Source organism: Pseudomonas knackmussii B13, from assembly GCF_000689415.1.
Taxonomy (GTDB): domain Bacteria; phylum Pseudomonadota; class Gammaproteobacteria; order Pseudomonadales; family Pseudomonadaceae; genus Pseudomonas; species Pseudomonas knackmussii.
Genome location: NZ_HG322950.1, coordinates 3,499,818 through 3,521,237, shown reverse-complemented (window position 1 = coordinate 3,521,237; position 21,420 = coordinate 3,499,818). Strand labels below are relative to the sequence as shown.

The 21,420-nt window shown below is 68.2% G+C and carries 22 protein-coding genes and 1 pseudogene; 7 read left to right on the top strand and 16 right to left on the bottom strand.

Annotated elements, in window-relative coordinates:
* Positions 1-50 precede the first annotated feature (50 nt).
* Positions 51-980: a MerR family transcriptional regulator gene (locus PKB_RS16430; protein WP_043253193.1), complete on the top strand. Its 930-nt coding sequence runs from the start codon at positions 51-53 to the stop codon at positions 978-980.
* A 10-nt stretch (positions 981-990) separates the two neighbouring features.
* On the opposite strand, the pseudogene PKB_RS16425 reads toward PKB_RS16430, so the two are convergent.
* From PKB_RS16425 to PKB_RS16415, 3 genes and pseudogenes are all read right to left on the bottom strand, one after another.
* Positions 991-2,560: pseudogene (locus PKB_RS16425) on the bottom strand (DHA2 family efflux MFS transporter permease subunit).
* Positions 2,557-3,681: an HlyD family secretion protein gene (locus PKB_RS16420; protein ID WP_052355309.1), complete on the bottom strand. Its 1,125-nt coding sequence runs from the start codon at positions 3,679-3,681 to the stop codon at positions 2,557-2,559. Before PKB_RS16420 ends, PKB_RS16425 begins: the two are co-directional and overlap by 4 nt.
* 13 nt (positions 3,682-3,694) lie before the next feature.
* Positions 3,695-4,159 carry a winged helix-turn-helix transcriptional regulator gene (locus PKB_RS16415; protein ID WP_043253192.1) on the bottom strand — a complete coding sequence of 155 codons (465 nt, stop codon included), beginning with the start codon at positions 4,157-4,159 and terminating at the stop codon, positions 3,695-3,697.
* A 239-nt stretch (positions 4,160-4,398) separates the two neighbouring features.
* Here PKB_RS16415 and PKB_RS16410 point away from each other — a divergent pair, with 239 nt between their 5' ends.
* On the top strand, positions 4,399-4,962 hold the full coding sequence (locus PKB_RS16410) for a DUF6436 domain-containing protein (protein ID WP_043253191.1): 564 nt from the start codon (positions 4,399-4,401) through the stop codon (positions 4,960-4,962).
* Between the two features lie 91 nt (positions 4,963-5,053).
* On the opposite strand, the gene PKB_RS16405 is transcribed toward PKB_RS16410, so the two are convergent.
* Together PKB_RS16405 and PKB_RS16400 are read right to left on the bottom strand one after the other, a co-directional pair.
* A complete protein-coding gene (locus tag PKB_RS16405) occupies positions 5,054-5,674 on the bottom strand; it encodes an FMN-binding negative transcriptional regulator (protein WP_043253190.1) in 621 nt (206 codons plus the stop codon).
* Between the two features lie 257 nt (positions 5,675-5,931).
* A complete protein-coding gene (locus PKB_RS16400) occupies positions 5,932-6,606 on the bottom strand; it encodes a nitroreductase (protein ID WP_043253189.1) in 675 nt (224 codons plus the stop codon).
* 192 nt (positions 6,607-6,798) lie between these two features.
* Here PKB_RS16400 and PKB_RS16395 point away from each other — a divergent pair, with 192 nt between their 5' ends.
* Positions 6,799-7,332 (top strand): flavin reductase family protein, encoded by a 534-nt coding sequence (locus PKB_RS16395; protein ID WP_197539281.1) that lies wholly within the window; start codon positions 6,799-6,801, stop codon positions 7,330-7,332.
* Here the strand turns inward: PKB_RS16395 and PKB_RS16390 are convergent.
* A complete protein-coding gene (locus PKB_RS16390; RefSeq protein WP_043253187.1) occupies positions 7,329-7,775 on the bottom strand; it encodes an OsmC family protein in 447 nt (148 codons plus the stop codon). The two genes, PKB_RS16395 and PKB_RS16390, sit on opposite strands and share 4 nt — an antisense overlap.
* Positions 7,776-7,800: 25 nt before the next feature.
* A complete protein-coding gene (locus PKB_RS16385; RefSeq protein WP_043253186.1) occupies positions 7,801-7,989 on the bottom strand; it encodes a YgaP family membrane protein in 189 nt (62 codons plus the stop codon).
* A gap of 270 nt (positions 7,990-8,259) precedes the next feature.
* On the opposite strand from PKB_RS16385, the gene PKB_RS16380 reads away from it, so the two are divergent.
* Positions 8,260-8,712 carry a FixH family protein gene (locus PKB_RS16380; protein WP_197539226.1) on the top strand — a complete coding sequence of 151 codons (453 nt, stop codon included), beginning with the start codon at positions 8,260-8,262 and terminating at the stop codon, positions 8,710-8,712.
* Positions 8,713-8,753: 41 nt separating this feature from the next.
* Positions 8,754-9,992 carry a cytochrome-c peroxidase gene (locus PKB_RS16375; protein WP_197539225.1) on the top strand — a complete coding sequence of 413 codons (1,239 nt, stop codon included), beginning with the start codon at positions 8,754-8,756 and terminating at the stop codon, positions 9,990-9,992.
* On the opposite strand, the gene PKB_RS16370 is transcribed toward PKB_RS16375, so the two are convergent.
* Positions 9,983-10,792: a helix-turn-helix domain-containing protein gene (locus PKB_RS16370; RefSeq protein WP_043253184.1), complete on the bottom strand. Its 810-nt coding sequence runs from the start codon at positions 10,790-10,792 to the stop codon at positions 9,983-9,985. The two genes, PKB_RS16375 and PKB_RS16370, sit on opposite strands and share 10 nt — an antisense overlap.
* Positions 10,793-11,339: 547 nt before the next feature.
* Between PKB_RS16370 and PKB_RS16365 the strand changes: the two genes are divergently transcribed.
* The gene (locus PKB_RS16365; protein ID WP_043253183.1) at positions 11,340-13,046 is read left to right on the top strand and encodes an amidase; all 1,707 of its coding nucleotides are present in this window, start codon (positions 11,340-11,342) and stop codon (positions 13,044-13,046) included.
* A 60-nt stretch (positions 13,047-13,106) separates the two neighbouring features.
* Here the strand turns inward: PKB_RS16365 and PKB_RS16360 are convergent, their stop codons facing one another.
* Positions 13,107-13,904, bottom strand: a complete 798-nt coding sequence (locus PKB_RS16360; RefSeq protein ID WP_043253182.1) for an MBL fold metallo-hydrolase — start codon at positions 13,902-13,904, stop codon at positions 13,107-13,109.
* A 93-nt stretch (positions 13,905-13,997) separates the two neighbouring features.
* Between PKB_RS16360 and PKB_RS16355 the strand changes: the two genes are divergently transcribed.
* On the top strand, positions 13,998-14,966 hold the full coding sequence (locus tag PKB_RS16355; protein ID WP_043253181.1) for a GlxA family transcriptional regulator: 969 nt from the start codon (positions 13,998-14,000) through the stop codon (positions 14,964-14,966).
* Between the two features lie 7 nt (positions 14,967-14,973).
* Here PKB_RS16355 and PKB_RS16350 read toward each other — a convergent pair whose 3' ends face one another.
* The 7 genes from PKB_RS16350 to PKB_RS16320 form a co-directional block, all read right to left on the bottom strand.
* Entirely contained in the window at positions 14,974-15,333 is a 360-nt protein-coding gene (locus tag PKB_RS16350; protein WP_043253180.1) for a copper resistance protein CopC, read from the bottom strand.
* Positions 15,334-15,377: 44 nt separating this feature from the next.
* A complete protein-coding gene (locus PKB_RS16345; protein ID WP_043253179.1) occupies positions 15,378-16,217 on the bottom strand; it encodes a copper resistance protein B in 840 nt (279 codons plus the stop codon).
* A gap of 9 nt (positions 16,218-16,226) precedes the next feature.
* Positions 16,227-17,927 carry a copper resistance system multicopper oxidase gene (locus PKB_RS16340; RefSeq protein WP_043253177.1) on the bottom strand — a complete coding sequence of 567 codons (1,701 nt, stop codon included), beginning with the start codon at positions 17,925-17,927 and terminating at the stop codon, positions 16,227-16,229.
* A 190-nt stretch (positions 17,928-18,117) separates the two neighbouring features.
* Complete coding sequence (locus PKB_RS16335) at positions 18,118-18,567, bottom strand: DUF411 domain-containing protein (protein WP_156958040.1); 450 nt, start codon at positions 18,565-18,567, stop codon at positions 18,118-18,120.
* 15 nt (positions 18,568-18,582) lie between these two features.
* A complete protein-coding gene (locus PKB_RS16330) occupies positions 18,583-18,852 on the bottom strand; it encodes a heavy-metal-associated domain-containing protein (protein ID WP_043253174.1) in 270 nt (89 codons plus the stop codon).
* A gap of 97 nt (positions 18,853-18,949) precedes the next feature.
* Positions 18,950-21,133, bottom strand: a complete 2,184-nt coding sequence (locus tag PKB_RS16325) for a copper-transporting P-type ATPase (protein WP_422613514.1) — start codon at positions 21,131-21,133, stop codon at positions 18,950-18,952.
* A 3-nt stretch (positions 21,134-21,136) separates the two neighbouring features.
* Positions 21,137-21,385 (bottom strand): DUF2933 domain-containing protein, encoded by a 249-nt coding sequence (locus tag PKB_RS16320; RefSeq protein WP_043253173.1) that lies wholly within the window; start codon positions 21,383-21,385, stop codon positions 21,137-21,139.
* Positions 21,386-21,420: the final 35 nt, after the last annotated feature.

The following is a 21,420-nucleotide window of genomic DNA, read 5'->3' as shown; positions in this document are numbered from 1 at the left end:
CATGCGGTCTGGTTTACACTTGCGCCATTTCCGCCGCCGCGAATCGCGCCATGACCGAATTCAGCGAAACTGCTTCCTCCGCCCACCCCGAGTTGATACCGATGCGCGAGGTCGTGCGCCAGACCGGGGTGAATCCCGTCACCCTGCGTGCCTGGGAGCGGCGCTATGGGCTGATCTGCCCGGTGCGCACCGAGGGCGGGCATCGGCTGTATTCGCGCGAGGATGTCGACGCCATCCGCCGCATCCTGACCTGGACCGGCCGCGGCGTGGCGGTCAGCAAGGTGGGCGAGTTGCTCGCCAGCCAGCGCGACAGTGCCCCCGAGTCTGCAGCGGCGCAGCACGGGGAGGCGGATGAGCGACAGCATTGGCGCGCGTCCTTCCTGGCCGCCGTCTCGCGTTTCGACAGTACCGAGCTTGAGCGTCTCTACGGCCAGCTGTTCACCCTCTATCCACCTGCCGTGGTGTTCGAAAGCGTGCTGTTGCCGCTGTGGCGCGACCTGCTGCAGCGCAGCGACTTCGGCGCCACCAGCCAGTGGCTGTTCCTCGATGCCTTCCTTCGCGCAAGGGTGCTGATGCGCCTGCAGATGAACCGCGCGAGCGGCGCCCCGGTTCTGCTCGCCGCGTTGCCGGGCGGCTGCCGTGAACTGGAGTTGCTGTGCGTGGGGCTGCTGCTGGGCGGGGAGGACCTGCGCGTCGAGGTGCTGGCCCCAGGGCAGCCGCTGAACGAGCTGGCGCTGGTCTGCGAAGCTCGCCAGCCGCAGGCGCTGGTGCTGCTTGCCCAAGCACCGCTGGATGCCGAGCAACTGCGCCGGGTGCATCGCCTGCAACTGGGCCTGGACTGCCTGCTGGCGCTTGCCGGCGAGGCAGCGGAGATCGGCCTGGAGGGTGTCCAGCAAAGCCCCATCGCCTGCCTCGGCGGCGGCGCCGCGAGCATGGGCCGGCGCTTGCGCGCCTTCATCGACGGCCGTCTGGACACCTGATCCTTTGCCCTCAGTGGCTATCCGCCGACGGCTGGCTGGGCGGGGCGATCTTGTGCATCAGCGGCGCCAGCAGCAGGGTCGCGGCGAAGCACAGGCCCACCAGCAGGAAGGCGTCGGAGAAGGTCATGGTCAGCGCCTCGCGGTAGGTTAGGTTCCACAGTTGCTGCAGGGCCTGTTCGGAGGCCTTGCCGGTGGCGTCCAGCGCCGGGACCAGCCAGTGATTCAGCGCCTCGTTGCTGCCATTCAGGTGCTCGGCCAGGCGCTGGAAGTGCAGGTTGGTGCGGTCGTTGAGCACGGTGGCGCAGGCGGCGATGCCGATGGCGCCACCGAGGTTGCGCATCAGGTTGAACAGCCCCGAGGCGAGCTTCAGCCGGGCCGGCGGCAGCGCGCCGAGGGCGAGGGTCACGGTCGGCGCCACGCAGAACTGCTGGCCCATGCCGCGCAGGGCTTGTGGCAGCAGTAGCTGGTGTGCGCCCCAGTCGTGGGTGATGGCGGTGAAGTCCCACATCGAGCCGACGAACATGGCCATGCCGACCATGAGGATCCAGCGCAGGTCGTAGCGCCGCGCCAGGAAGGCGTACAACGGGATGCTGCAGATCTGGAAGATGCCGGTGGAGAACACCGCCGCGCCGATATCCAGCGCGCTGAAGCCACGCACACGGCCGAGGAACAGCGGGGTCAGGTAGATGGTGGCGAAGATGCCGATGCCGGTGACGAAGGAGAACAGGCAGCCGAGGGCGAAGTTGCGCTCCTTGAGCGCGCGCAGGTCGACTATCGGGTTGGCGCCGGTCAGGCTGCGGTAGATGAAGGCGACGCCGGCGAGGCCGCTGATCCAGGCGGTGGCGAGGATGGTGTCGTCGCTGAACCAGTTCCAGCGGGGGCCTTCTTCCATGGTGTATTCGAGGCAGCCGAGGAACACAGCCATCAGCAGCATGGCCAGGTAGTCGGCACCCTTGATCAGCGACAGGTCGGGCTTGTCGATGCGCACCATCAGCGGCACCACGATGGCGACGAACAGGCCGGGCACCAGGTTGACGTAGAACAGCCAGGGCCAGGAGGAGATGTCGGTGATCCAGCCGCCGACCACCGGGCCCAGGGTCGGCGCCAGCGAGGCGATGGCGCCGATGGTGGCGGCCACCACCACGCGCTGCTTGCCGTCGAAGTAGATGAAGCCGGTGGTGAACACCATGGGGATCATCGAGCCGCCGAGGAAGCCCTGCAGGGCGCGGAAGGCGATCATGCTCTGGATGTTCCAGGCCAGCGCGCAGAGCAGGCTGGTGAGGGTGAAGCCCAGCGCCGAGCCGGCGAACAGCCAGCGCGTGGAAAACACCTTGGACAACCAGCCCGACAGCGGGATGACGATGATCTCGGCGATCAGATAGCTGGTCTGCACCCAGGCGGTTTCGTCGGCGGCGGCGGACAGGCCACAGGCCGCCGCCGATGTCGCGCAGCGAGGCGGAGACGATCTGGATGTCGATCAGGGCGATGAACATGCCCACGCACATGCAGGCGAAGGCGACGACCTTCTGGCCAGTCGAAAGGCTCTCGACCGGCACCGTCTCCGAGGACCAGAAATTCATGGCCGGCCAGCCTGGGCAACGCGCTCGTCCTGCTCATGCCCCGGTTTGCGGGTATCCACCTCGACCACGACCGACAGCCCCGGGCGCAGGTCGCCGAGCTTGCCGTCGGCCGCGTCGAGGTGCACGCGCACCGGCACGCGCTGGACGATCTTGGTGAAGTTCCCGGTGGCGTTCTCCGGCGGCAGGATGCTGAATTGCGCGCCGGTGGCCGGCGCCAGGCTGTCGAGGTGGCCGTGGAAGACCTTGCCGGGGAGGATGTCGGCTTCCACCGTCACTGCCTGGCCGGCCTTCATGTGCGCGAGCTGGTCTTCCTTGAAGTTGGCGTCGACCCACAGCCCCTGGGCGGGCACCACCGCGAGCAACTGGGTGCCGGCGGCGACGTAGCTGCCGACCCGCGCGCGGCGGTTGCCGATGTAGCCGTCAACCGGGGCGCGCAGTTCGGTGTAGCCGAGGTCGAGACGGGCGCGCTCGCGTTCGGCCTGGGCCTGTTCGAGGGCGGCCTGGGCCTGCTGGCGCTGGCTCTGGATCACGTCGAGCTGGCGCCGCGCGGCGAGCAGGGTGGCATGGGCCTTGTCGCTGTTGGCGCGGGCGGTTTTCCAGGTGGCTTCGGCGCGCTGCGCGGCTTCCACGGAAATGGCGTTGCGTTGCACCAGGGTCTGGTAGCGCCGGTTGTCGTCGCGCGAGCGCGATTCTTCCGCCGCCGCCGCGTCGATTTCCGCCTGGCTCTGGCGGATCACCGCGTCCTGCAGCGCGGCCTGGGCGTCGATGTTGCCCAGCAGCGCTTCTTCGGCGTGCACCGCGCCTTCGGTCTTGGCCAGGGCGGCGCGGTAGTCGCGGTCGTCGATGCGGGCGAGCAGGTCGCCGGCGTGGACGAACTGGTTGTCGTTCACCTGCAGCTCGGCGATGTAGCCGGCCACGCGCGGGCCGATGACGGTGACGTCGCCGCCGACATAGGCATCGTCGGTGGTCTCCAGGAAGCGCGCGCTGGTCCACCAGTGCGCGCCGTAGAGGCCGGCGCCGATCAGCAGCAGGGTGGCGGCGGCGAGCTTGAACGGCTTGCGGGATTTCGTCTTGACCGGGGTGGCGGCTTCGGCGGCGGGAATCTGGACGGGCTGGTTCATGGCGGCATTCCGGTCAGGCGGTGGCGGGGAGGGCAACGGCGTCGGCGCCGCGGCGGATCTGGTGGTGCGGGCCTATGGGCTCGCCGCTGCGGGCGTCGACCAGGGCGATTTCGACCGGCGCGCCGTTGCGCGTGTCGATCAGTTGCACCCGACGGCCAGCCTGTGCGCCGTGGCGCCGGCCCCACTGCATCAGGGTCAGGATCACCGGGCGCAAGTCGCGGCCCTTGGCGGTCAGCAGGTATTCGTGGCGGGCGGGTCGGGTGCTGTACAGGCGACGCTCGAACAGGCCGTTGTCGACCAGGGTCTTCAGGCGGTTGCTCAGGGTGTTGCTGGCGATGCCCAGGTGCGCGGCGAACTGGTCGAAGCGGCTGGCGCCGTAGAAGGCTTCGCGCAGGATCAGCAGGTTCCAGCCATCGCCGATCAGCTCCATGGCCTGGGCGGCGGGGCAGGGCATGTGTTCGAAGGAGGCTCGCTTCATGGCTGTCACCTGCTTTGTATTAAGGTCGACATTCAATAGGTCCACAGAAAACCGGTTGCACCTGGGGAAAGACGCATCCGGTTTTAGGATGATGACTGTAATCTAACCCGGTCACTTGCATCATGCAAGTGACTTCTCGAAGGGTTCTGGACGAGCGGTAGGGCAGCAGAACGGCGGCCGAGGCTTGCCCTTTCGCCGATCCGTGGCAAGCTAGCGGCCCCTCGTTTTCCGTGTTCGCCATGCAAGTCAATCGCAAAGTCGTCCTGGCCGTCGTGCTCGTCGTGGCCTGGCTGGGCATCCTCGCCGCCGCTTTCTGGTCCTTCAGCGGGCAGTACCTGCGGCCGTACCCCAACACCACCCGCTTCTTCGACGGCCAGGCGCTGCAGTTGCCGAAGGACCTGGCCGGGCCCGGGCCGATCCGCGTCGTGCACTTCTGGGACCCGGAGTGCCCGTGCAACGTCGCCAACCAGGCGCACCTGACCGCGCTGCTCAAGCGCTTCGGGCCGCAGGGCGTGACCTTCTATGCCTTCCGCAAGCCGGGCACCAAGGGCCATCTGCAGGACGCCCTGTGGGACCTGAAGGAGCTCGACATGCCGGGGCCACCGCCGATCGAGGCGAGCCCGGCGGTGGCGATCTGGGACCGCGACGGCCACCTGGCCTATTTCGGCCCGTACAGCGAAGGCGCGACCTGCACCTCGGCGAACAGCTTCATCGAGCCGGTGCTCGAGGCGCTGGTCGCCGGTCGCCCGGTGAAGGCGCCGAGCGCCCTGGCCACCGGCTGCTATTGCGCCTGGAAGAAGTGAGCGGCCTAACCGCGCCGCAATGACCGTCAGGGCCCGCGCCGACGCGACGCTCGATGGCGGGTTCGTGAATGACCTGGCCGAGGTAACGGGGTCACTCGGCCTTGCCGGCGCCTTGCATGGCCTTGCCCAGCTCCTCGGCGCCGCGTGCCTGCAGTTCGGCCGCCGCCCCCAGGCGGTCGCGCGCTTCGCGGTTCTGGCCGACCTTGAACTTGCCGGTCATCTCGCTGATGTCGATCTCGATGCCGACGATGGCGGCGATCATCTGCTCGATGTACTCGCGCGGCGCATCGGCCATCTTCCACGGCTTTTCCTCGCCGGCTTCGTGGGTGCGCGTCAGGCGCCCGACGAGGCCGCGTACGAAGCGTTCCTCGTCGATCACCCGCAGGCGTCCGCGCACATGCACGACCTGGTAGTTCCAGGTCGGTACGTGGCGGTGGTGCTCATGCTTGCTGGGATACCAGGTCGGCGAGATGTAGGCCTCGGCGCCACGGAAGATCACCAGCACCTCGCTGCCATCGGCTTCGCGCCAGACCGGATTGGCGCGCGCCACGTGGCAGCGCAGCAGGCCGGCCTCGGCGTCGAGTTCGAAGGGCAGGTGGTTGGCGTCGAGCAGATCGTCCTGGCGGGTCACCAGGATGCCCAGCGGATGGCTTTCGATCAGGCGGTGCAGCGCCGCGGGGTCGCTTTCGCTGAAGTGTTCTGGCAGGTACATCCGGTCATCCAGTGCAGGGGGAAAGCGGCATCATCGACCGGCAGTGGTCCTTCGCCAAGATCCATTTCGACCCTGAGTGAAGGAGCCAATTCGCCCGCAGAGGGCGCACCAAACAAAAGGCCCCGCTGGACTGCGCGGGGCCTTTCGGACTGCCACTTCGAGGGGCGGCCGTTCCGTCGGCCTGAACTTGAGTATAGAGCGGTGCCACTAATTGGCCATTATTTTTTCGTGACAGCCCTGTTGCCGTAACGGCGGGCTCAATCGAAGCCGCGCAGTTGGGCGAACTCCTCCAGCGGCGCGCGCTCGGAGCGCAGCTGGTTGATCGCTGCCGAGCGGTCGGCATAGCCCAGCGCCATGCCGCAATACAGCAGCTCATGCTCGGCCAGCTCGAAATGCCGGTGCAGGCTCTGGCGCAGCATGCCCCAGGCCTCCTGCATGCAGGTCGACAGCCCGCGCTCCTCGGCGAGCAGGGCGACGGACTGCATGAACATGCCCAGGTGCGCCCACTGGCCGTGGCCCATCTGCCGGTCGATGACGAAGAACAGCCCCACGGGCGCGCCGAAGAACTGGTAATTGCGCGCCAACTGGCGCATCCGACCGGGCTTGTCCTCACGGGGAATGCCGAGCAGCGCGTAGAGGTCCTCGCCGACCTTGAAGCGCCGCGAGCGATAGGGCTCGCCCAGGTTCGCCGGATAGATCGGGTATTCACCGGCCTCGCCGCCCGGATTCCTCAGCAGCGTCTCCACCGCCAGGCGCTGCACCGCCTGCCCCCCCCCCCCCGCCCCCGCGAGCACCTTCCAGGGCTGCAGGTTGCCGCCCGAAGGCGCCCAGCGCGCGTCGTCCAGTAGTGCGCGGACGGTGGCGGCGTCCACCGGCTGGTCGGTGAAGGCGCGGATGGAGGTGCGTTGCTTGAGCAGTTCGGCGATGGACATGCGCGATCCTCGATACAGGGTGGGAACGGGCTCCTAAGGTATCGCCTTGGCCGCGCGTCGGCAGGCGCAGATTGCGCCACATTCGCGGTGGATTCCGCCTGGGGGCCTGCGGCGGCGAACCCGCTGCTAGGCTTCCTGCGCTGACACTGCGAACGCCAACTCGCGCAGGCGAAGGAGGGGACCGTGAAGCGGATGAAGATCGGCAAGGCCTTTACCTTGCTCGAACCCGGCCCGGTGGTGCTGGTCAGCACCTACGACGGCGAGCGGCCTAACCTCATGACCCTGTCCTGGACCCTGGTGGTCGACTTCACTCCGCGATTTGCCTTCACCACCGGACCTTGGAATTTCTCCTACACGGCGCTGGAAAGCACCCGCGAGTGCGTCATCGCCATTCCCGGCGCGGACCTGCTCGACACCCTGGTCGGCATCGGCACCTGCTCGGGTGCCGACACCGACAAGTTCGCCCGCTTCGGACTCACCGCCGTTCCGGCCAGGCATGTTCGCGCGCCCCTCGTCGGCGAGTGCCTGGCCAACATCGAATGCCGCGTAGTGGACATCGTCGAAGCGCACAACATCGTGGTGCTCGAAGGCGTGGCCGCCTATGTCGATGACGCGCGCCCGGAACAGCGGAGGCTGCACGCCGTGGGTGACGGCACCTTCGTGGCGGACGGCGAGGTGTTCGATCGGAGCGAGGCAATGCGCTCCAAGCTGCCGGCGGGTGTCTAGCCGGCCTCTGTCGCCAGCTCACTCACCAGACGGGTGCCATGCAGCAGGTTGTCGGCCAGTGGGCAGCGGCGCTCCACTTCCTGCAGGAAGGCCCGTTTCTCCTCCGGACCGAGGTCCGCGTCGATCTCGACGCGCAGGCGTATTTCCTCGAAGCCCGCCCGAACCGCAGTATCCCGCCCAAGCAATCCGGCCGGGTCGTAGTCCGCTTCAATGGCGAAGCGCATGCCGCGTAGTTCGATCTTGCGCTGATGAGCCAGGAAACGGCCGATGGTACCGAAGCACCCGGCCAGCGCGCCGAGCAGCACCAGCAGCGGAGTAGGGCCCGCATCCTGACCAAAGGCGGCAACCGGTTGGTCCATGACCAGCCGGTGCGACCCGCAGTTCACCTCGACGGCGAAGCCCGCCCCCATGGCGCCTTCCACCTGGATGGTCTTGAGGCTCATGTTTCCCCCCTTGGACGCGCAGCGCTCAGGTGCGCTTGCATGTGTCGAAGCCCAGCAGCGAATACGCCGGGCAGATACGGACGATGCCAGTCAGCAGCGGGATCACGCCGATCCAGCCCCACCAGCCGATCACCCCGGACAGGCTGAGCAGGATCAGCAGCACGCCCACGACGATCCGCAACACTCGATCGACCTTGCCAACGTTTGCCTTCATGACGCTCTCCTCGCTTGGTAGCTGAGTCCAGCATTTCAGAAGGCTGTCGTTGCGCTATTGAGGTGCATCAACTCGCCGCAAGGAAAAGGCCGGCCGCTCTCTCCGTCGAGCGCCGTCGGCGGCGACGCCGTCCCAGATGAAGGCCTGCCATCGGCGGTTGGATGACGGCGTACTTGAACGAAAGGGCTGTACCCCTGGCCTTTTCGTTCAATCCCGCACCCGAGCAGGTGCGAATAATCGGCGGGCAGATACACACCCCTGGAGTTCGCCATGTCCATCGTTGTCGAGCGAATGCTTCGCTCGCCTCTCGCCATCCTTCCCGTCGCTCTCGCCTTGCTGGCCGCCTGCAGCACGCCACCGACGGACCTCGACCTGTCCCGCGACAAGCCCAGCGACGGCGGCCTCTATCGAGTGTCCGTCGTCGCCCCTTCGCCCGCTGCCGGCATCAACCAGTTGCACAGCTGGAAGGTCCGCCTGTTCACGGCCGGCGGCCAGCCGGTCTCCAATGCCCAGTTCCTGGTCGGTGGCGGCATGCCGCAACACGGGCACGGTTATCCGACGCAGCCGCGGGTGACCCGCGAGCTGGAGGCCGGCACCTACCTGCTCGAAGGCATGAAGTTCAGCATGACCGGCTGGTGGGAGCTGAAGCTCGGCATCCGCGCGGCGCCCGGCGCCGACCACGTGACCTTCAACCTCGTCGTCGGCTCTGACTCGGGGCAGTGACCATGAAGCTCCGCCTCAAAGCCACGCTCGCGGTCGCCTGCATGCTGATCGAGATACCCCTCGCCATTGCCGAGCCGACGACGGCGCCGGCAGTGCTGCGTGACGCCTGGTCGACGGCCGAGCGGGAGGTGCTGGCGTCGATGCAGCTGAGCCGGGCCGAACCGCGTTCGGCCGATCCCTCCAATGCCTTCGAGGGACGCGCCGAGGCAGTGAGCCTCGGTCGTGACCTGTTCAGGGACCCGCAACTGAGCCGAAACGGGCAGATCGCCTGCGCCAGCTGCCATTCGCCATCCGCGCAGTTCGAGGATGGCCGGCCCCAGGGGCAGGGGCTGGGCAGTGGAAGCCGCCGCACCCAGCCGGTGATGGGGGCGATGGGCGCGCCCTTCCTGTTCTGGGATGGGCGCAAGGACAGCCTCTGGTCCCAGGCCCTGGGGCCGCTGGAGAACCCGCTGGAGCAGGGCACCAACCGCGTGCGGCTGGTGGGCCTCGTCCGGGCGCGATATGCCACCCGCTATGCGGCGCTGTTCGGCCCGCTGCCGGCGCTGAACGCGCTGCCCGCGGCGGCTTCGCCGCTGGGTTCGCCGTCCGAGCAGGCCGCCTGGTGGGCAATGCCGAAGGAGACGCGGGATCAGGTCGACCGTGTCTTCGCCAACCTGGGCAAGGCCATCGCCGCCTACGAGAGCCGCGTGCAATACGGCCCGGCACGCTTCGACCGATACATCCGCGCGACCCTGGCCGGGGATGCGGCGGGCCAGTCGGCGCTCGCCGCGAAAGAGGTCCGGGGCTTGCGGCTGTTCCTCGGCAAGGGTCAGTGCAGCACCTGCCACAACGGCCCCATGCTTTCCGACCAGGCCTTCCACAACACTGGCGTGCCGCCTCTGGACCCGCAGCACCCGGACCCGGGCCGCGCCGCCGCCGTTGGCCTGCTGCTCGATGACCCGTTCAACTGCCTCGGCGCCTTCAGCGACGCCCGGCCCGATCAGTGCGGGGAGCTGAGCTTCCTCGTCTCGGCCGATCCGCGCCAACTTGGCGCTTTCCGCACGCCGAGCCTGCGCAACGTCGCTGCCCGCGCCCCGTACATGCACGCCGGGCAATTGCGGAGCCTGGCCGAGGTGATCCGGCATTACGTGGAGGCCCCTGCGGCAGCACTGGGGCGGAGCGAGCTGGCCCGAGCGGGTCAAGGCGACGCCCAGCGCGCGCCCATTCGACTGGCACCGGAAGAGATCGACGACCTGGTGGCCTTTCTCGGTTCGCTGACCGGCCCGGTCGTTCAGCCCTGAGCCGCCGGCGGCTCGCGGAGCCTGTCGCTCAGCGGGCCGGCCATGCGCATCGCCGAGGGCGCCAGGCCGAACATGCTGCGGCAGGTCCGCGTGAGGTGCGCGGCATCGGCGAAGCCGGCGGCATGGGCGGCACTCGCCACACTGGCGCCCTGCATGAGGAACTCCCAGGCGAGCAGTAGCCTCCGCCACAGCTGGTACGTCCGCAGCGGCATGCCGGTCTGCTCGACGAAGAGATGACGGAAGCGGCTGGGCGACAGGTGCACCACGCCGGCGACTTCCTCCAGACTCGCCGGCTCCCCGGCGCGCCCGCGGATGTGCTCGATCGCCTGCAGGACGCGTGGATCGGAGGGAAGGTGGGGCAGGGTGCCGGACAGCCAGTCGACCAGGGCCTGCGCGGCTTGCTGCACGGTCTTGCTGTTTCGGCACTCACGCCAGGCGTGGCCCAGGCTATCGACCCGAATCGCCAGTTCCTCTCCCTCGAGCCTTTCGATCTGCCCGTTCAGGCGGGCCGCCAGGGTGCGCCCCTGCGGGGTTTCCGGCTCGATGAACAGCACGGCATTCCATTCGCAGTCGCTGACATCGATGCTGTGCACCGCGCGCGACGGCACCAGTGCGCCGGCGCAGGCCTTCCAGGCCCCGCGCGAACCCTCCTGGACCTTGAGTCCGGAAGGGGCCCCGACCACGAGCTGGATCGCATAGTGCGCATGGGGCGCTACCTGGCCGCCGCCGCAGCCGATGAACAGGCCGCCGCCGGTCCAGGCCAGGAAGTCGCCTTCGTAGCGCGGAAGTTTCTCACTCATCGCCGTGTGCCTCCGAGCAGGACGATAGCTGCGCGGTGGGCAACAGGCGAAGAAGGCGGGAAAAAGCGGTGATCAGGCACGAAGTCGGTCCGGCGGGTGGGGCACAACTGGCGGCAATCTACGGAGATCGCGGGCGCGCTGTCCAGAATCCGGGCGCCGGCTGTGTTCAGCCTCGCATCCCGGCCAGGCACTGGTGGGCATGCGCGGGGTGGCCAGCGGCTCACGGAAAATTCATACACGCCATTTTCCATAAGGTGTAAGAAATTTTCTACAGATGGCTTCGACTGAGGTACCCTGTCGCCACCAGCTGACAAGGGCTGGCAACTTGATACACTCCTGCGCCCGGCGTTGGCTCGCGTTCGAAATTCTGTGCAGAAGCGACGCGGGTGCCAGTAACAGGCGCAACTGCCTTGCGCACGGCCAAGCGGCAGGGAATGCGGGCCCGCCACGAACTAAAAGACGACACCGGTGCCCAGGGAGCCGGGCAGGCAACCGGGATTGTCGACTACAACAACTGCATCAGAAACGAACAAAAAGCGGTGACAGCATGATCGAAGTAACTGAGGTTTCCATCGCCGAGCTGCGCGACGCGCTCGAGACCGGCCGCACCACTGCGGTCGAGCTGGTCAAGGCCTATTTCGCCCGGATAGATGCCTACGACGGCCCGGAGACGCCCACCAAGCTCAATGCGGTGGTGGTCCGCAACCCCGACGCACTGAAGGAAGCCGAGGCTTCCGATGCCCGTCGCGCCCGCGGTGAAACCCTCGGCCCGCTGGACGGCATCCCCTACACGGCCAAGGACAGCTACTTGGTCAAGGGGCTGACCGCCGCCTCCGGCAGCCCGGCTTTCAAGGACCTGGTCGCCTACCGCGACGCCTTCACCATCGAGCGCCTGCGCGCCGCCGGCGCCATCTGCCTGGGCAAGACCAACATGCCGCCCATGGCCAACGGCGGTATGCAGCGTGGCGTCTACGGCCGCGCCGAAAGCCCGTACAACGAGAAGTACCTGACCGCGCCCTTCGCCTCGGGCTCCTCCAACGGTGCCGGCACCGCCACCGCGGCCAGCTTCTCCGCCTTCGGCCTGGCCGAGGAAACCTGGTCGAGCGGCCGCGGCCCGGCCTCGAACAACGGCCTGTGCGCCTACACCCCGTCGCGCGGCGTGATCTCGGTGCGCGGCAACTGGCCGCTCACCCCGACCATGGACGTGGTGGTGCCCTACGCGCGCACCATGGCCGACCTGCTCGAAGTGCTGGACGTGGTCGTCGCCGAAGACACCGAGAAGCGCGGCGATCTCTGGCGCCTGCAGCCCTGGGTGCCGATCCCTCCGGTGAGCGAAGTGCGCCCGGCCTCCTACCTCGACCTCGCCGCCGGCCCCGAAGCCCTGAAAGGCAAGCGCCTGGGCGTGCCGCGCATGTACATCAACAAGGACGAACTGGCCGGCACCAGCGAGAAGCCCGGCATCGGCGGCCCGACCGGCCAGCGCATCAACACCCGCGCCTCGGTCATCGCCCTCTGGGAAGAAGCCCGCAAGGCCCTGGAAGCGGCCGGCGCCGAAGTGATCGAAGTGGACTTCCCGCTGGTTTCCAACTGCGAGGGCGACCGTCCCGGCGCGCCCACGGTGTACAACCGCGGCATCGTCTCCAAGGAATTCCTCCATGACGAGCTGTGGGAGCTCTCGGGCTGGGGCTTCGACGACTTCCTGCGCGCCAACGGCGATCCGAAGCTGAACAAGCTGGCCGACGTCGACGGTCCGAAGATCTTCCCGCACGACCCGGGCACCCTGCCGAACCGCGAGGACGACCTCTGCGCGGGCATGGACGAGTACGTGAACATGGCCAAGCGCGGCCTGAAGACCTGGGACCAGATCGAGACCCTGCCCGACGGCCTGCGTGGCCTGGAGAAGACCCGCAAGCTCGACCTGGAAGACTGGATGGACGGCCTGAAGCTCGACGCGGTGCTGTTCCCGACCGTCGCCGACGTCGGCCCGGCCGACGCCGACGTCAACCCGGAGTCCGCCGACATCGCCTGGAGCAACGGCATCTGGGTCGCCAACGGCAACCTGGCGATCCGTCACCTGGGCGTGCCGACCGTCACCGTGCCGATGGGTGTGATGGCCGACATCGGCATGCCGGTAGGCCTGACCTTCGCCGGTCGCGCTTACGACGACTCGGCGCTGCTGACCTTCGCCGCGGCCTTCGAGGCCACCGGCAGCAAGCGCATGATCCCGCCGCGCACGCCGAAACTGGGCGCCTGACGGGCCGCCTGCGGCAACTGAAACGGGGCGGACGCGCAAGCGTCCGCCCCGTTTTGCCTTTCAAAGGGCTGCAACGGCTTGGCCGTGCAGCGCCAGCGTTTGCCCATCCGCGGGAATCGAGAGCCGCTGCGCCACTCCGGCCGCTTGCGCCGCGGCGGCGAGTTCCGCGCGGCCGACCGGACAATGGCTGATGGCTTCGAGATGGTTGGCGATGACCTGGCCGTGGCTCATCTGCGCGAAGGCGAGGACGTCGTCGATGCCCATGATGATGTCGTCGCCGATATCGAAGCGCGCGCCGCCGGCCGGTATCACGCTTACCTGCGGCTGGTGACGCTGCACGAAGTCGCGCACCGTCGGCGTCAGCAGGGTGTCGCCGGCCAGGTACAGGCTGGGTTCGCCCGGCCACTCGATCAGGTAGCCGACGCCATGTTCCATCAGCTTGCCGACCAGGCCTTCGCCATGGGTGCAGCGGACCGTGTGAATCCGCCCGCCGAGGAAAGGGCTTGGCGCCGCGTGATTGGCCGGCAGCGGCTGCACGTTCAGCCCGCGTTCGGCGAGGAAGGCCGCATCGTGCGGGGTGCAGATGACCGGCACCTGGCGCTCGCGCAGCCAGCGCGTGCCGGCGCGGTCCAGGTGGTCGAAGTGGCCTTTCTGGCAGTGGGTGATCAGGCAGTGGGTGACGCTGTCCAGGGCCTGCGCCGCCGATTCCGGCAGCTCGACCAGCGGGTTGCGCTGGCGCGCCTTGAACAACCGCAGCGGCGGCAGCGCGCCCTTGGCTGCCAGCATGGGGTCGACCAAGACGCGGTACGGCCCATGTTCGACGACGATGGTTGCGTTGCGCAGTTGCTGAATCTTCATCACGAAGCCTCCTTGGCAGTGTGGCCTCATGGTGCCGTTGCGCATCCGCGTCCATAATGGCGAGCCTGGACATAATCAATTCATTTTCAGCCAATGCCCAAAACCCTTCGTATCGGTCTCCTGCTGTTCCCCGGCTGCATGCCCGCTGGGCTGCTGGCTTTTGCCGATTTGCTGCATGCCGCTAACCGGCGTGCCGGTGCGGCGCTGTTCGAGCTGCACTTCGTGGCGCTGCGGCCCGGCGTCGTCGAGTGCGCGCACGGCGTACGCTTGCAGGCGCAGGCGGGCTTTGCCGAGGGTGCGTTCGACGCGCTGCTGGTGCCCGGCTTCTGGGCGGAGTCGGCGGAGCAGGTCGAGGCGACCTTGCTGGCCAATGCCGAGCTGGTGACGGCATTGGCGCGCCTGGGCAAGCGTTGCCGCTTGTGGAGCTACTGCGTCGGCGTGTGCCTGGTCGCCGCCAGCGGCCGCCTCGATGGCCGCGCCGCGACCGTCACCTGGTGGTTGGCAGACAGCGTGCTCAGGCGCTTCCCCAAGGTGTGCTGGCAAAGCGAGCAGAGCTGCATCTTCGATGAACGAGGCGCGAGCGCCAGTGGCGTCAACGGCTATCTGCCGATCGCCCAGCAGTTGATCGAGCGTGTCGTCAGCCCGGCCGTGTTGCATGACCTCACACGGCTGATGGTGCTGCCGCGTCCGGCGCAGGCGCATGACGCCTTCCAGGCCATGAGCCTGATCGAGCAGCCCAGCGCGCTGTTGCGGCGCTTGCATGCTCTGGTGGAGCGGCTGCCCGCCGAGCAGCTGACGGCGCCGACCCTGGCCACCGCGCTCGGCCTGGCCGAGCGCACCCTGGCGCGCAAGGTCAGGAGCGAGACCGGCATCCCGCTCGCCGCCTACGCGCGCCGCATCAAGCTGAACCAGGTCGGCGAGCGCCTCACGCTGACCTCCACGCCCGTCAATACGATCAGCGCGGAGTTGGGCTTCAGCAGCGACTCGAACATGCGGCGGATGTTCAAGGGATTGACCGCGCTCACCCCGGCGCAGTATCGGCAGCGCTTCGCCCGCTTCTAGTCGGCGCTTATTTCACCTTGAAGGTCGTCGAGCCCTTGGCCTCGCCAGCGCGCCAGTCCACGCGATAGGTACCGCTGGTGAGCGCCGAGGCGGGGGTGATCAGCATGACGGTCGGCTCGGCACCGGCCGAGACTCGTGCCTTCACCGGCATGGGCGAGGCGTGGGACATGCCGGCCATCTCGGTCATGACGATCTTCGCGGCGGAGTGCTGCGGGTCGAGTTTCTCGCCGAAGCGCAGCTCGACTTTCGCCGGTGCCTCGACCGTGCTGCCATCGGCAGGCGAGGACGCGACCAGCTTCTGCTCGGCCTGGGCGGCTGCGCTCAGTAGCAGCCCCAGGGCGAGGGCAGTATTACGGATGATATGCATGGCTTTCTCCTGGCGCCTGGGCGCCTGTGGGGTGGGGAATGGGGTCAGAACCACATGCGCACGCCGACCACGAGGCGCGTGTCGCTGCGATCGGCGCCTTCCTCGCGGGCATAGTCCGCGGTCTTGCCGTACAGGTGGTTCCAGGTCACGCCGACATAGGGCGCGAATTCGCGGACGATCTCGTAGCGCAGGCGCAGGCCGATCTCGCTGTCGGCCAGGCCCGAGCCATCGCCGCGCTGCGGGTCGTTGCGGCCATAGAGATTCACTTCCGCGGTCGGCTGGAGGATCAGCCGGTTGGTCAGCAGGATGTCGTAGTCGCCCTTCAGGCGCAGGGCGCTCTGGCCGCCCTCGCCGAGGTAGGCGGTGGCCTCGGTCTCGAAGTCGTACAGCGCCAGCCCCTGGATGCCCAGGGCCGCCCAGGTCTGCGGTGAGCCGGGCTTGAAGTCCTGGCGCACGCCGCCGACCACATCCCACCAGGGGCCGATGGCGTGCCCCCAGAGCGCCTGCAGTTCGGCCTTCTCGGTCATTCCGTTGAGCCGCTCGCCTTCCGAGCGCAGCCACAGGCGGTCGATGTCGCCGCCGATCCAGCCATGCGCCTCCCAGTTCAGCGCGCTGCCGGCGTTGGCGTCCTGCCACTCGAGCTGGTCGATGACCAACAGCGAGTTGAGCGGCGCGCCCATGTGATGGTTCATCTCGCCGCGATACACGGCCGCGCGGTCGGCGTCGGTGACGGGCGGAATCGGTGTGCGGCTCTGCGTGGGCGCGGCGGGTTGCATGCCCTGCATGTCGCTGTCGTCGTCCATCGATTCGGCGTGGCTGGCGCCGGCGATGCCGAGCAGCAACAGGCCGGCCAGGCAGTTCTTGCGGGTCTGTCGAAGGTCCATACGCATCCTCTACTCCTGCACCCGCACTTCGCGGAACATGCCCAATTCCATGTGGTACATCAGGTGGCAGTGGTAGGCCCAACGGCCCAGGGCATCGGCCGTCACCCGGTAGCTGCGGCGCGAGCCCGGCGGCATGTCGATGGTGTGCTTGCGCACCAGGAAGTTGCCGTCCTCGTCCTCCAGGTCGCTCCACATGCCGTGCAGGTGGATGGGGTGGGTCATCATGGTGTCGTTCACCAGGGTGATGCGCACGCGCTCGCCGTAGGTCAGCAGCAGGGGCTTGGCGTCGGCGAAGGGGATGCCGTCGAACGACCAGGAGAACTTCTCCATGTGCCCCGTGAGGTGCAGCTCGATGTTGCGCGAGGGCTCGCGGCCGTCGGGGTCCTCGAAGGTGCTGCGCAGGTCGGCGTAGGTCAGGATGCGGCGGCCGTTGTCGCGCAGGCCGAGGCCCGGATCGTTCAGTTTCGGCGTGGGGCTCATGGTCTGCATGTCGACCAGCGGGTTGCCGTTCTCCGACGCCGGATGCGCTTGCATGCCGCCGTGATCCATGGCCGACATGTCCATGCCGGCCATGTCGCCGTGGTCCATCCCACCCATGCCCATGTCGTCCATGCCGATCTTCGGGCGCGGGTCGAGCGGCGGCACCGGCGCAGCCAGCCCGGCCTGCACGGCGAGGGTGCCGCGCGCATAGCCGGTGCGGTCCATGGATTGGGCGAAGATGGTGTATGCCTGCTGCGTGGCGGGCTCGACGATCACGTCGTAGGTCTCCGCCACGGCGATGCGGAATTCATCGACGCCGACCGGGTGCACCGGCTGGCCGTCGGCGGCGACCACGGTCATCTTCAGCCCCGGAATGCGCACGTCGAAGTAGGTCATCGCGGAGGCGTTGATGAAGCGCAGGCGGACCTTCTCGCCCGGGCGGAACACGCCGGTCCAGTTCGCGTCCGGCGCATGGCCGTTGACCAGGTAGGTGTACGTGTAGCCGCTGACGTCGGCCAGGTCCGTGGGGCTCATCTTCATCTCGGCCCACATTTTCCTGTCGGCCAGGGTCGCGGCCCAGCCGTTGGCACCGACGTCATCGATGAAGTCACCGACCGTGCGCTTGTGGAAGTTGTAGTAGCCGGAGTCTTTCTTCAGCTTGGCCAGGACCCGCGCGGGGTCTTCGTCGGACCAGTCGCTGAGCATGACGACGTAGTCGCGGTCGCAGGTGAAGGGCTCGGGCTCCTTCGGCTCGATGACCAGCGCGCCGTAGACGCCGACCTGCTCCTGGGCGCCCGAATGGCTGTGATACCAGTAGGTGCCGTGCTGGCGGACCTTGAAACGGTATTCGTAGACACCGCCCGGGGCGATGCCGGCGAAGCTCAGGCCGGGCACGCCGTCCATGTCGGTCGGCAGCAGGATGCCGTGCCAGTGGATCGAGGTGTCCTCGGCCAGGCGGTTGCGCACGCGGATCGTCACGGTGTCGCCCTCGCGCCAGCGCAAGGTGGGGCCCGGCAGCGAGCCGTTGATGGTGGTCGCGCTGCGCGCCTTGCCGGTCAGGTTCACCGGCGTCTGGCCGATGAACAGGTCGAATGCATTGCCGCTGAGCACGCTCGCCTGGCCAGCGGCATCGGCCGCCCAGACTGGCGAGCGCCACAGGCCCAGGCCCCCGAGCAGGCCGGTCGCGGCCAGCCCTTTGACGAATGTGCGTCTCGACGTTCCGCCTTGCATGTCGTGGTGTCCCTCCCGCTTGATCGTGTTCGTGGCCGGGCCTGCGTCTGTGCGACGAAGGCCCCGGCGAATTGCCGACTACCCTAGAAGCCTGCGCCTGACGCCTGGCTGAAGTGTGGATTACATTCGTGTCAGCCAGCCCCGCGGACGCGATGGCCGGGGAGGGCGCATCGCTGTCCGAGGGCCGCGCTCACTGGGTGGACGACGCCGGATAGCTGGCCAGTACCTCGTCCGTGCCGTCCTGGGTCAGCCCGATGACCTGGTAGGCCTGCGCGGCCTGGCCCATTTCCATGCCGGGCGAGCCGGCCGGCATGCCCGGAACCGCGATGCCACGGAGCTCCGGATGCTTCTCCAGTTCGCGGATCTGCGCCACCGGAACATGCCCCTCGACGAACTTCCCGCCGATCACGGCGGTGTGGCAGGGCGGCAGCCGTGGCGCCACGCCGAGGCGCTGCTTGAGCGCGCTCATGTTCGGCTCGACGTGGTCGTTCACGCTGAAGCCGTTGGCCTCGAGGTACTTGATCCAGCTCTTGCAGCAACCGCAGTTGGGATCGCGGTAGACGTCGATGGGGGTGGCGGCCTGGGCGAAGGACGCCATGAACAGGCCGGCGAGGGCGGTCAGACGAAGTGCCTTGCGCATGATGCTTCTCCTCGCTCAGTGGCAGCCGCAGGAACTGCCGCAGCCGCCGCGCGGCTTGGTGGCTTCCGGGGCCTGGGCGGCGGCCGCGAGCGTGGCCGGGTAACCGGCTTCCTGCAGGGCGGCCAGCAGCGCCGCGACGTCGGCGTCACCGCTGACTTTTACGCGGCCCGCCGCGAGGTCCACCGAAACATCGGCAACCCCGGCGATCGGCGCCAGCGCGGCATTCACATGACGGACGCAGGAAGCGCAGGTCATTCCTTCAACTTGCAGATCGGTGCTTTTCATCGCGGTGACTCCTCAATGGAAAAACGCTTTGTGCCAGGGACGGCGACTCGATCCGTCCTGGCCTGAAACCATCCTCGACCTTGCCACCGTGGCAAGGTCAAGCCTGCCGAGCCTGGCCATCGAGCGAGGCGTTGCGCAGGCGCAGGGCGTTGAAGACGACCGATGCCGAACTCACGCTCATGGCCAGCGCCGCCACCATTGGCGACAGCAGATGCCCGGTCAGCGGGTAGAACAGCCCGGCCGCCAGCGGAATGCCCATGGCGTTGTAGGCGAAGGCGAACGTCAGGTTCTGGTGCATGTTGCGCACGGTCGCCATGGACAGGCTGCGGGCGCGCAGAATGCCGAGCAGGTCGCCCTTGACCAGGGTCACCTGGGCGCTGTTCATCGCCACGTCGGTGCCGGTGCCCATGGCGATGCCGACATCCGCGCGGGCCAGGGCGGGTGCGTCGTTGATGCCGTCGCCGGCCATCGCCACGAGGCGTCCGGCGCCCTGCAGGTCGGCCACCAGGCGCTCCTTGTCCTGCGGCCTGACCTCGCCGTGCACTTCCTCGATGCCCAGCTGGCGGGCTACGGCACGTGCCGTCGTCGGCCCGTCGCCGGTGGCCATGATGACCCGCACCCCGGCCGCCTGCAGACGCTCCACGGCCTGCCGGGAGGTCGGCTTGATCGGGTCGGCCACTGCCAGCAGGCCGGCCGCGCGGCCGTCCACCGCCAGGTACATGATGCTCGCGCCTTCGCTGCGCAGCTGCTCGGCGCGCGGCAGCAGCGCCTCGCAGGACACCCCGGCATCGGCGAGCAAGGCGGTGTTGCCCAGCAGCAGGCGATGCCCATCGACCCGGCCGCGCACGCCGATGCCCGAGGCGCTCTCGAATTCCTGCGCGGCACTCAATGCCAGCCCCTTCGCCCGAGCCTGCTCGACGATGGCGTGGGCCAGCGGATGCTCGCTGCCCTGGTCTAGGCTGGCGGCCAGCCGCAGCACCTCGTCGGCGTCGAAGCCGGCGGCCGCTTCGAGCCCCTGGAAGGCCGGGCGCCCCTCGGTGAGGGTGCCGGTCTTGTCGACGATCAGGGTGTCGATCCGGCGCAGGTTCTCGATCGCCGCCGCGTCGCGGAACAGCACGCCGCTGCCGGCGGCCTTGCCGCTGGCCACCATCACCGACATGGGCGTGGCCAGGCCCAGCGCGCAGGGACAGGCGATGATCAGCACCGCCACCGCGTTGATCAGGCCGAACACCCAGCCCGGTTGTGGCCCCCACAGTCCCCAGCCGATCAGGGTGAGGACCGCGATGGCGATGACCACCAGCACGAAGTAGCCGGCGATCACGTCGGCCAGGCGCTGCATCGGCGCCTTCGAGCGTTGCGCCTGCACGACCATCTGCACGATCTGCGCAAGGACGGTCGCCGAGCCGACCTTCTGCGCCTGCATCACCAGGCTGCCGTGGGTGTTCAGGGTGGCGCCGATCAACGTGCCTCCGGCGCGCTTGAGCACCGGGATGGGCTCGCCGGTCAGCATCGATTCGTCGACGGCGCTCTCGCCCTGCACGACCAGGCCGTCCACCGGGACCTTCTCGCCGGGGCGGACGCGCAGCCGGTCGCCGGGGTGGACATGGCTCAGCGGGATGTCCTCTTCGCTGTCGTCGGCGTTGATCCGCCGCGCCGTCCGCGGCGCCAGGCCAAGCAGGGAGCGGATCGCCGCGGAGGTCTGCGAGCGCGCCTTGAGTTCGAGCATCTGGCCCAGCAGGGTGAGCGAGATGATGACGGCGGCGGCCTCGAAGTAGACGCCGATGCGGCCTTCCATCATGAAGGTCATCGGGAAGGCCGACGGCGCCAGGGTGGCCGCGATGCTATAGAGGTAGGCGGCGGATGTGCCGAGGCCGATCAGCGTCCACATGTTCGGGCTGCGCTGGATCACCGAGCGCACCGCGCGCACGTAGAACGGCCATCCCGCCCAGAGGACGACGGGGCTGGCGATCAGCAGTTCGATCCAGTTCTGCGTGGCGCCGTGGAACAGGGACAGGGCATGGCCGCCCATGGCCAGCAGGGTGACGACGACGGTCAGCGGGAGGGTCCACCAGAACCGCCGGGAGAAGTCCTTCAGCTCGGGATTCTCTTCCTGCTCCAGCTCCGGCAGCACCGGTTCCAGGGTCATGCCGCACTTGGGGCAGTTGCCCGGACCCGGCTGGCGCACCTCGGGGTGCATCGGGCAGGTGTACCAGGTGACGTCCGCTTCGGCCGCCAGGGGCTCGCCGCGGGGCGTCGGATGCGCATGCTGGTGTCCGTGCATGACTCAGCCTCTTTCATCGTCCTTGGGAGTGGTGCCTGTCCGGCCATGATGGCCATGGCCGCCGTGGTGATGACCGAACAGGTGCATGAGCGGGCACAGCAGCAGGATCGCGTATGGCAGCAGCAGGGATATATGGCCGTAGTGCTCGCGGGCCAGGTAGAAGATCCCGATGACAAGCAACATGCCCATGGCGATCCCGGGCTTGCTGCGCCAGAAGGAAGGTTGCCGATTGGCGGGGGGTAAACCGTTCATGGCCATTCTCCGGCGGTGGAAGCGGGACACCCCGA

Bases quoted from the DNA above. Each gene is read 5' to 3' on its own strand.
- PKB_RS16370 (WP_043253184.1), bottom strand. From the start codon at position 10,792: ATGAGTGAGAAACTTCCGCGCTACGAAGGCGACTTCCTGGCCTGGACC.
- PKB_RS16415 (WP_043253192.1), bottom strand. From the start codon at position 4,159: ATGAAGCGAGCCTCCTTCGAACACATGCCCTGCCCCGCCGCCCAGGCC.
- PKB_RS16405 (WP_043253190.1), bottom strand. From the start codon at position 5,674: ATGTACCTGCCAGAACACTTCAGCGAAAGCGACCCCGCGGCGCTGCAC.
- PKB_RS16430 (WP_043253193.1), top strand. From the start codon at position 51: ATGACCGAATTCAGCGAAACTGCTTCCTCCGCCCACCCCGAGTTGATA.
- PKB_RS16390 (WP_043253187.1), bottom strand. From the start codon at position 7,775: ATGAGCCTCAAGACCATCCAGGTGGAAGGCGCCATGGGGGCGGGCTTC.
- PKB_RS16330 (WP_043253174.1), bottom strand. From the start codon at position 18,852: ATGAAAAGCACCGATCTGCAAGTTGAAGGAATGACCTGCGCTTCCTGC.
- PKB_RS16380 (WP_197539226.1), top strand. From the start codon at position 8,260: ATGTCCATCGTTGTCGAGCGAATGCTTCGCTCGCCTCTCGCCATCCTT.
- PKB_RS16395 (WP_197539281.1), top strand. From the start codon at position 6,799: ATGAAGATCGGCAAGGCCTTTACCTTGCTCGAACCCGGCCCGGTGGTG.
- PKB_RS16365 (WP_043253183.1), top strand. From the start codon at position 11,340: ATGATCGAAGTAACTGAGGTTTCCATCGCCGAGCTGCGCGACGCGCTC.
- PKB_RS16410 (WP_043253191.1), top strand. From the start codon at position 4,399: ATGCAAGTCAATCGCAAAGTCGTCCTGGCCGTCGTGCTCGTCGTGGCC.
- PKB_RS16335 (WP_156958040.1), bottom strand. From the start codon at position 18,567: ATGCGCAAGGCACTTCGTCTGACCGCCCTCGCCGGCCTGTTCATGGCG.
- PKB_RS16350 (WP_043253180.1), bottom strand. From the start codon at position 15,333: ATGCATATCATCCGTAATACTGCCCTCGCCCTGGGGCTGCTACTGAGC.
- PKB_RS16355 (WP_043253181.1), top strand. From the start codon at position 13,998: ATGCCCAAAACCCTTCGTATCGGTCTCCTGCTGTTCCCCGGCTGCATG.
- PKB_RS16340 (WP_043253177.1), bottom strand. From the start codon at position 17,927: ATGCAAGGCGGAACGTCGAGACGCACATTCGTCAAAGGGCTGGCCGCG.
- PKB_RS16320 (WP_043253173.1), bottom strand. From the start codon at position 21,385: ATGAACGGTTTACCCCCCGCCAATCGGCAACCTTCCTTCTGGCGCAGC.
- PKB_RS16385 (WP_043253186.1), bottom strand. From the start codon at position 7,989: ATGAAGGCAAACGTTGGCAAGGTCGATCGAGTGTTGCGGATCGTCGTG.
- PKB_RS16375 (WP_197539225.1), top strand. From the start codon at position 8,754: ATGCTGATCGAGATACCCCTCGCCATTGCCGAGCCGACGACGGCGCCG.
- PKB_RS16345 (WP_043253179.1), bottom strand. From the start codon at position 16,217: ATGGACCTTCGACAGACCCGCAAGAACTGCCTGGCCGGCCTGTTGCTG.
- PKB_RS16360 (WP_043253182.1), bottom strand. From the start codon at position 13,904: ATGAAGATTCAGCAACTGCGCAACGCAACCATCGTCGTCGAACATGGG.
- PKB_RS16400 (WP_043253189.1), bottom strand. From the start codon at position 6,606: ATGTCCATCGCCGAACTGCTCAAGCAACGCACCTCCATCCGCGCCTTC.
- PKB_RS16325 (WP_422613514.1), bottom strand. From the start codon at position 21,133: ATGCACGGACACCAGCATGCGCATCCGACGCCCCGCGGCGAGCCCCTG.
- PKB_RS16420 (WP_052355309.1), bottom strand. From the start codon at position 3,681: ATGAACCAGCCCGTCCAGATTCCCGCCGCCGAAGCCGCCACCCCGGTC.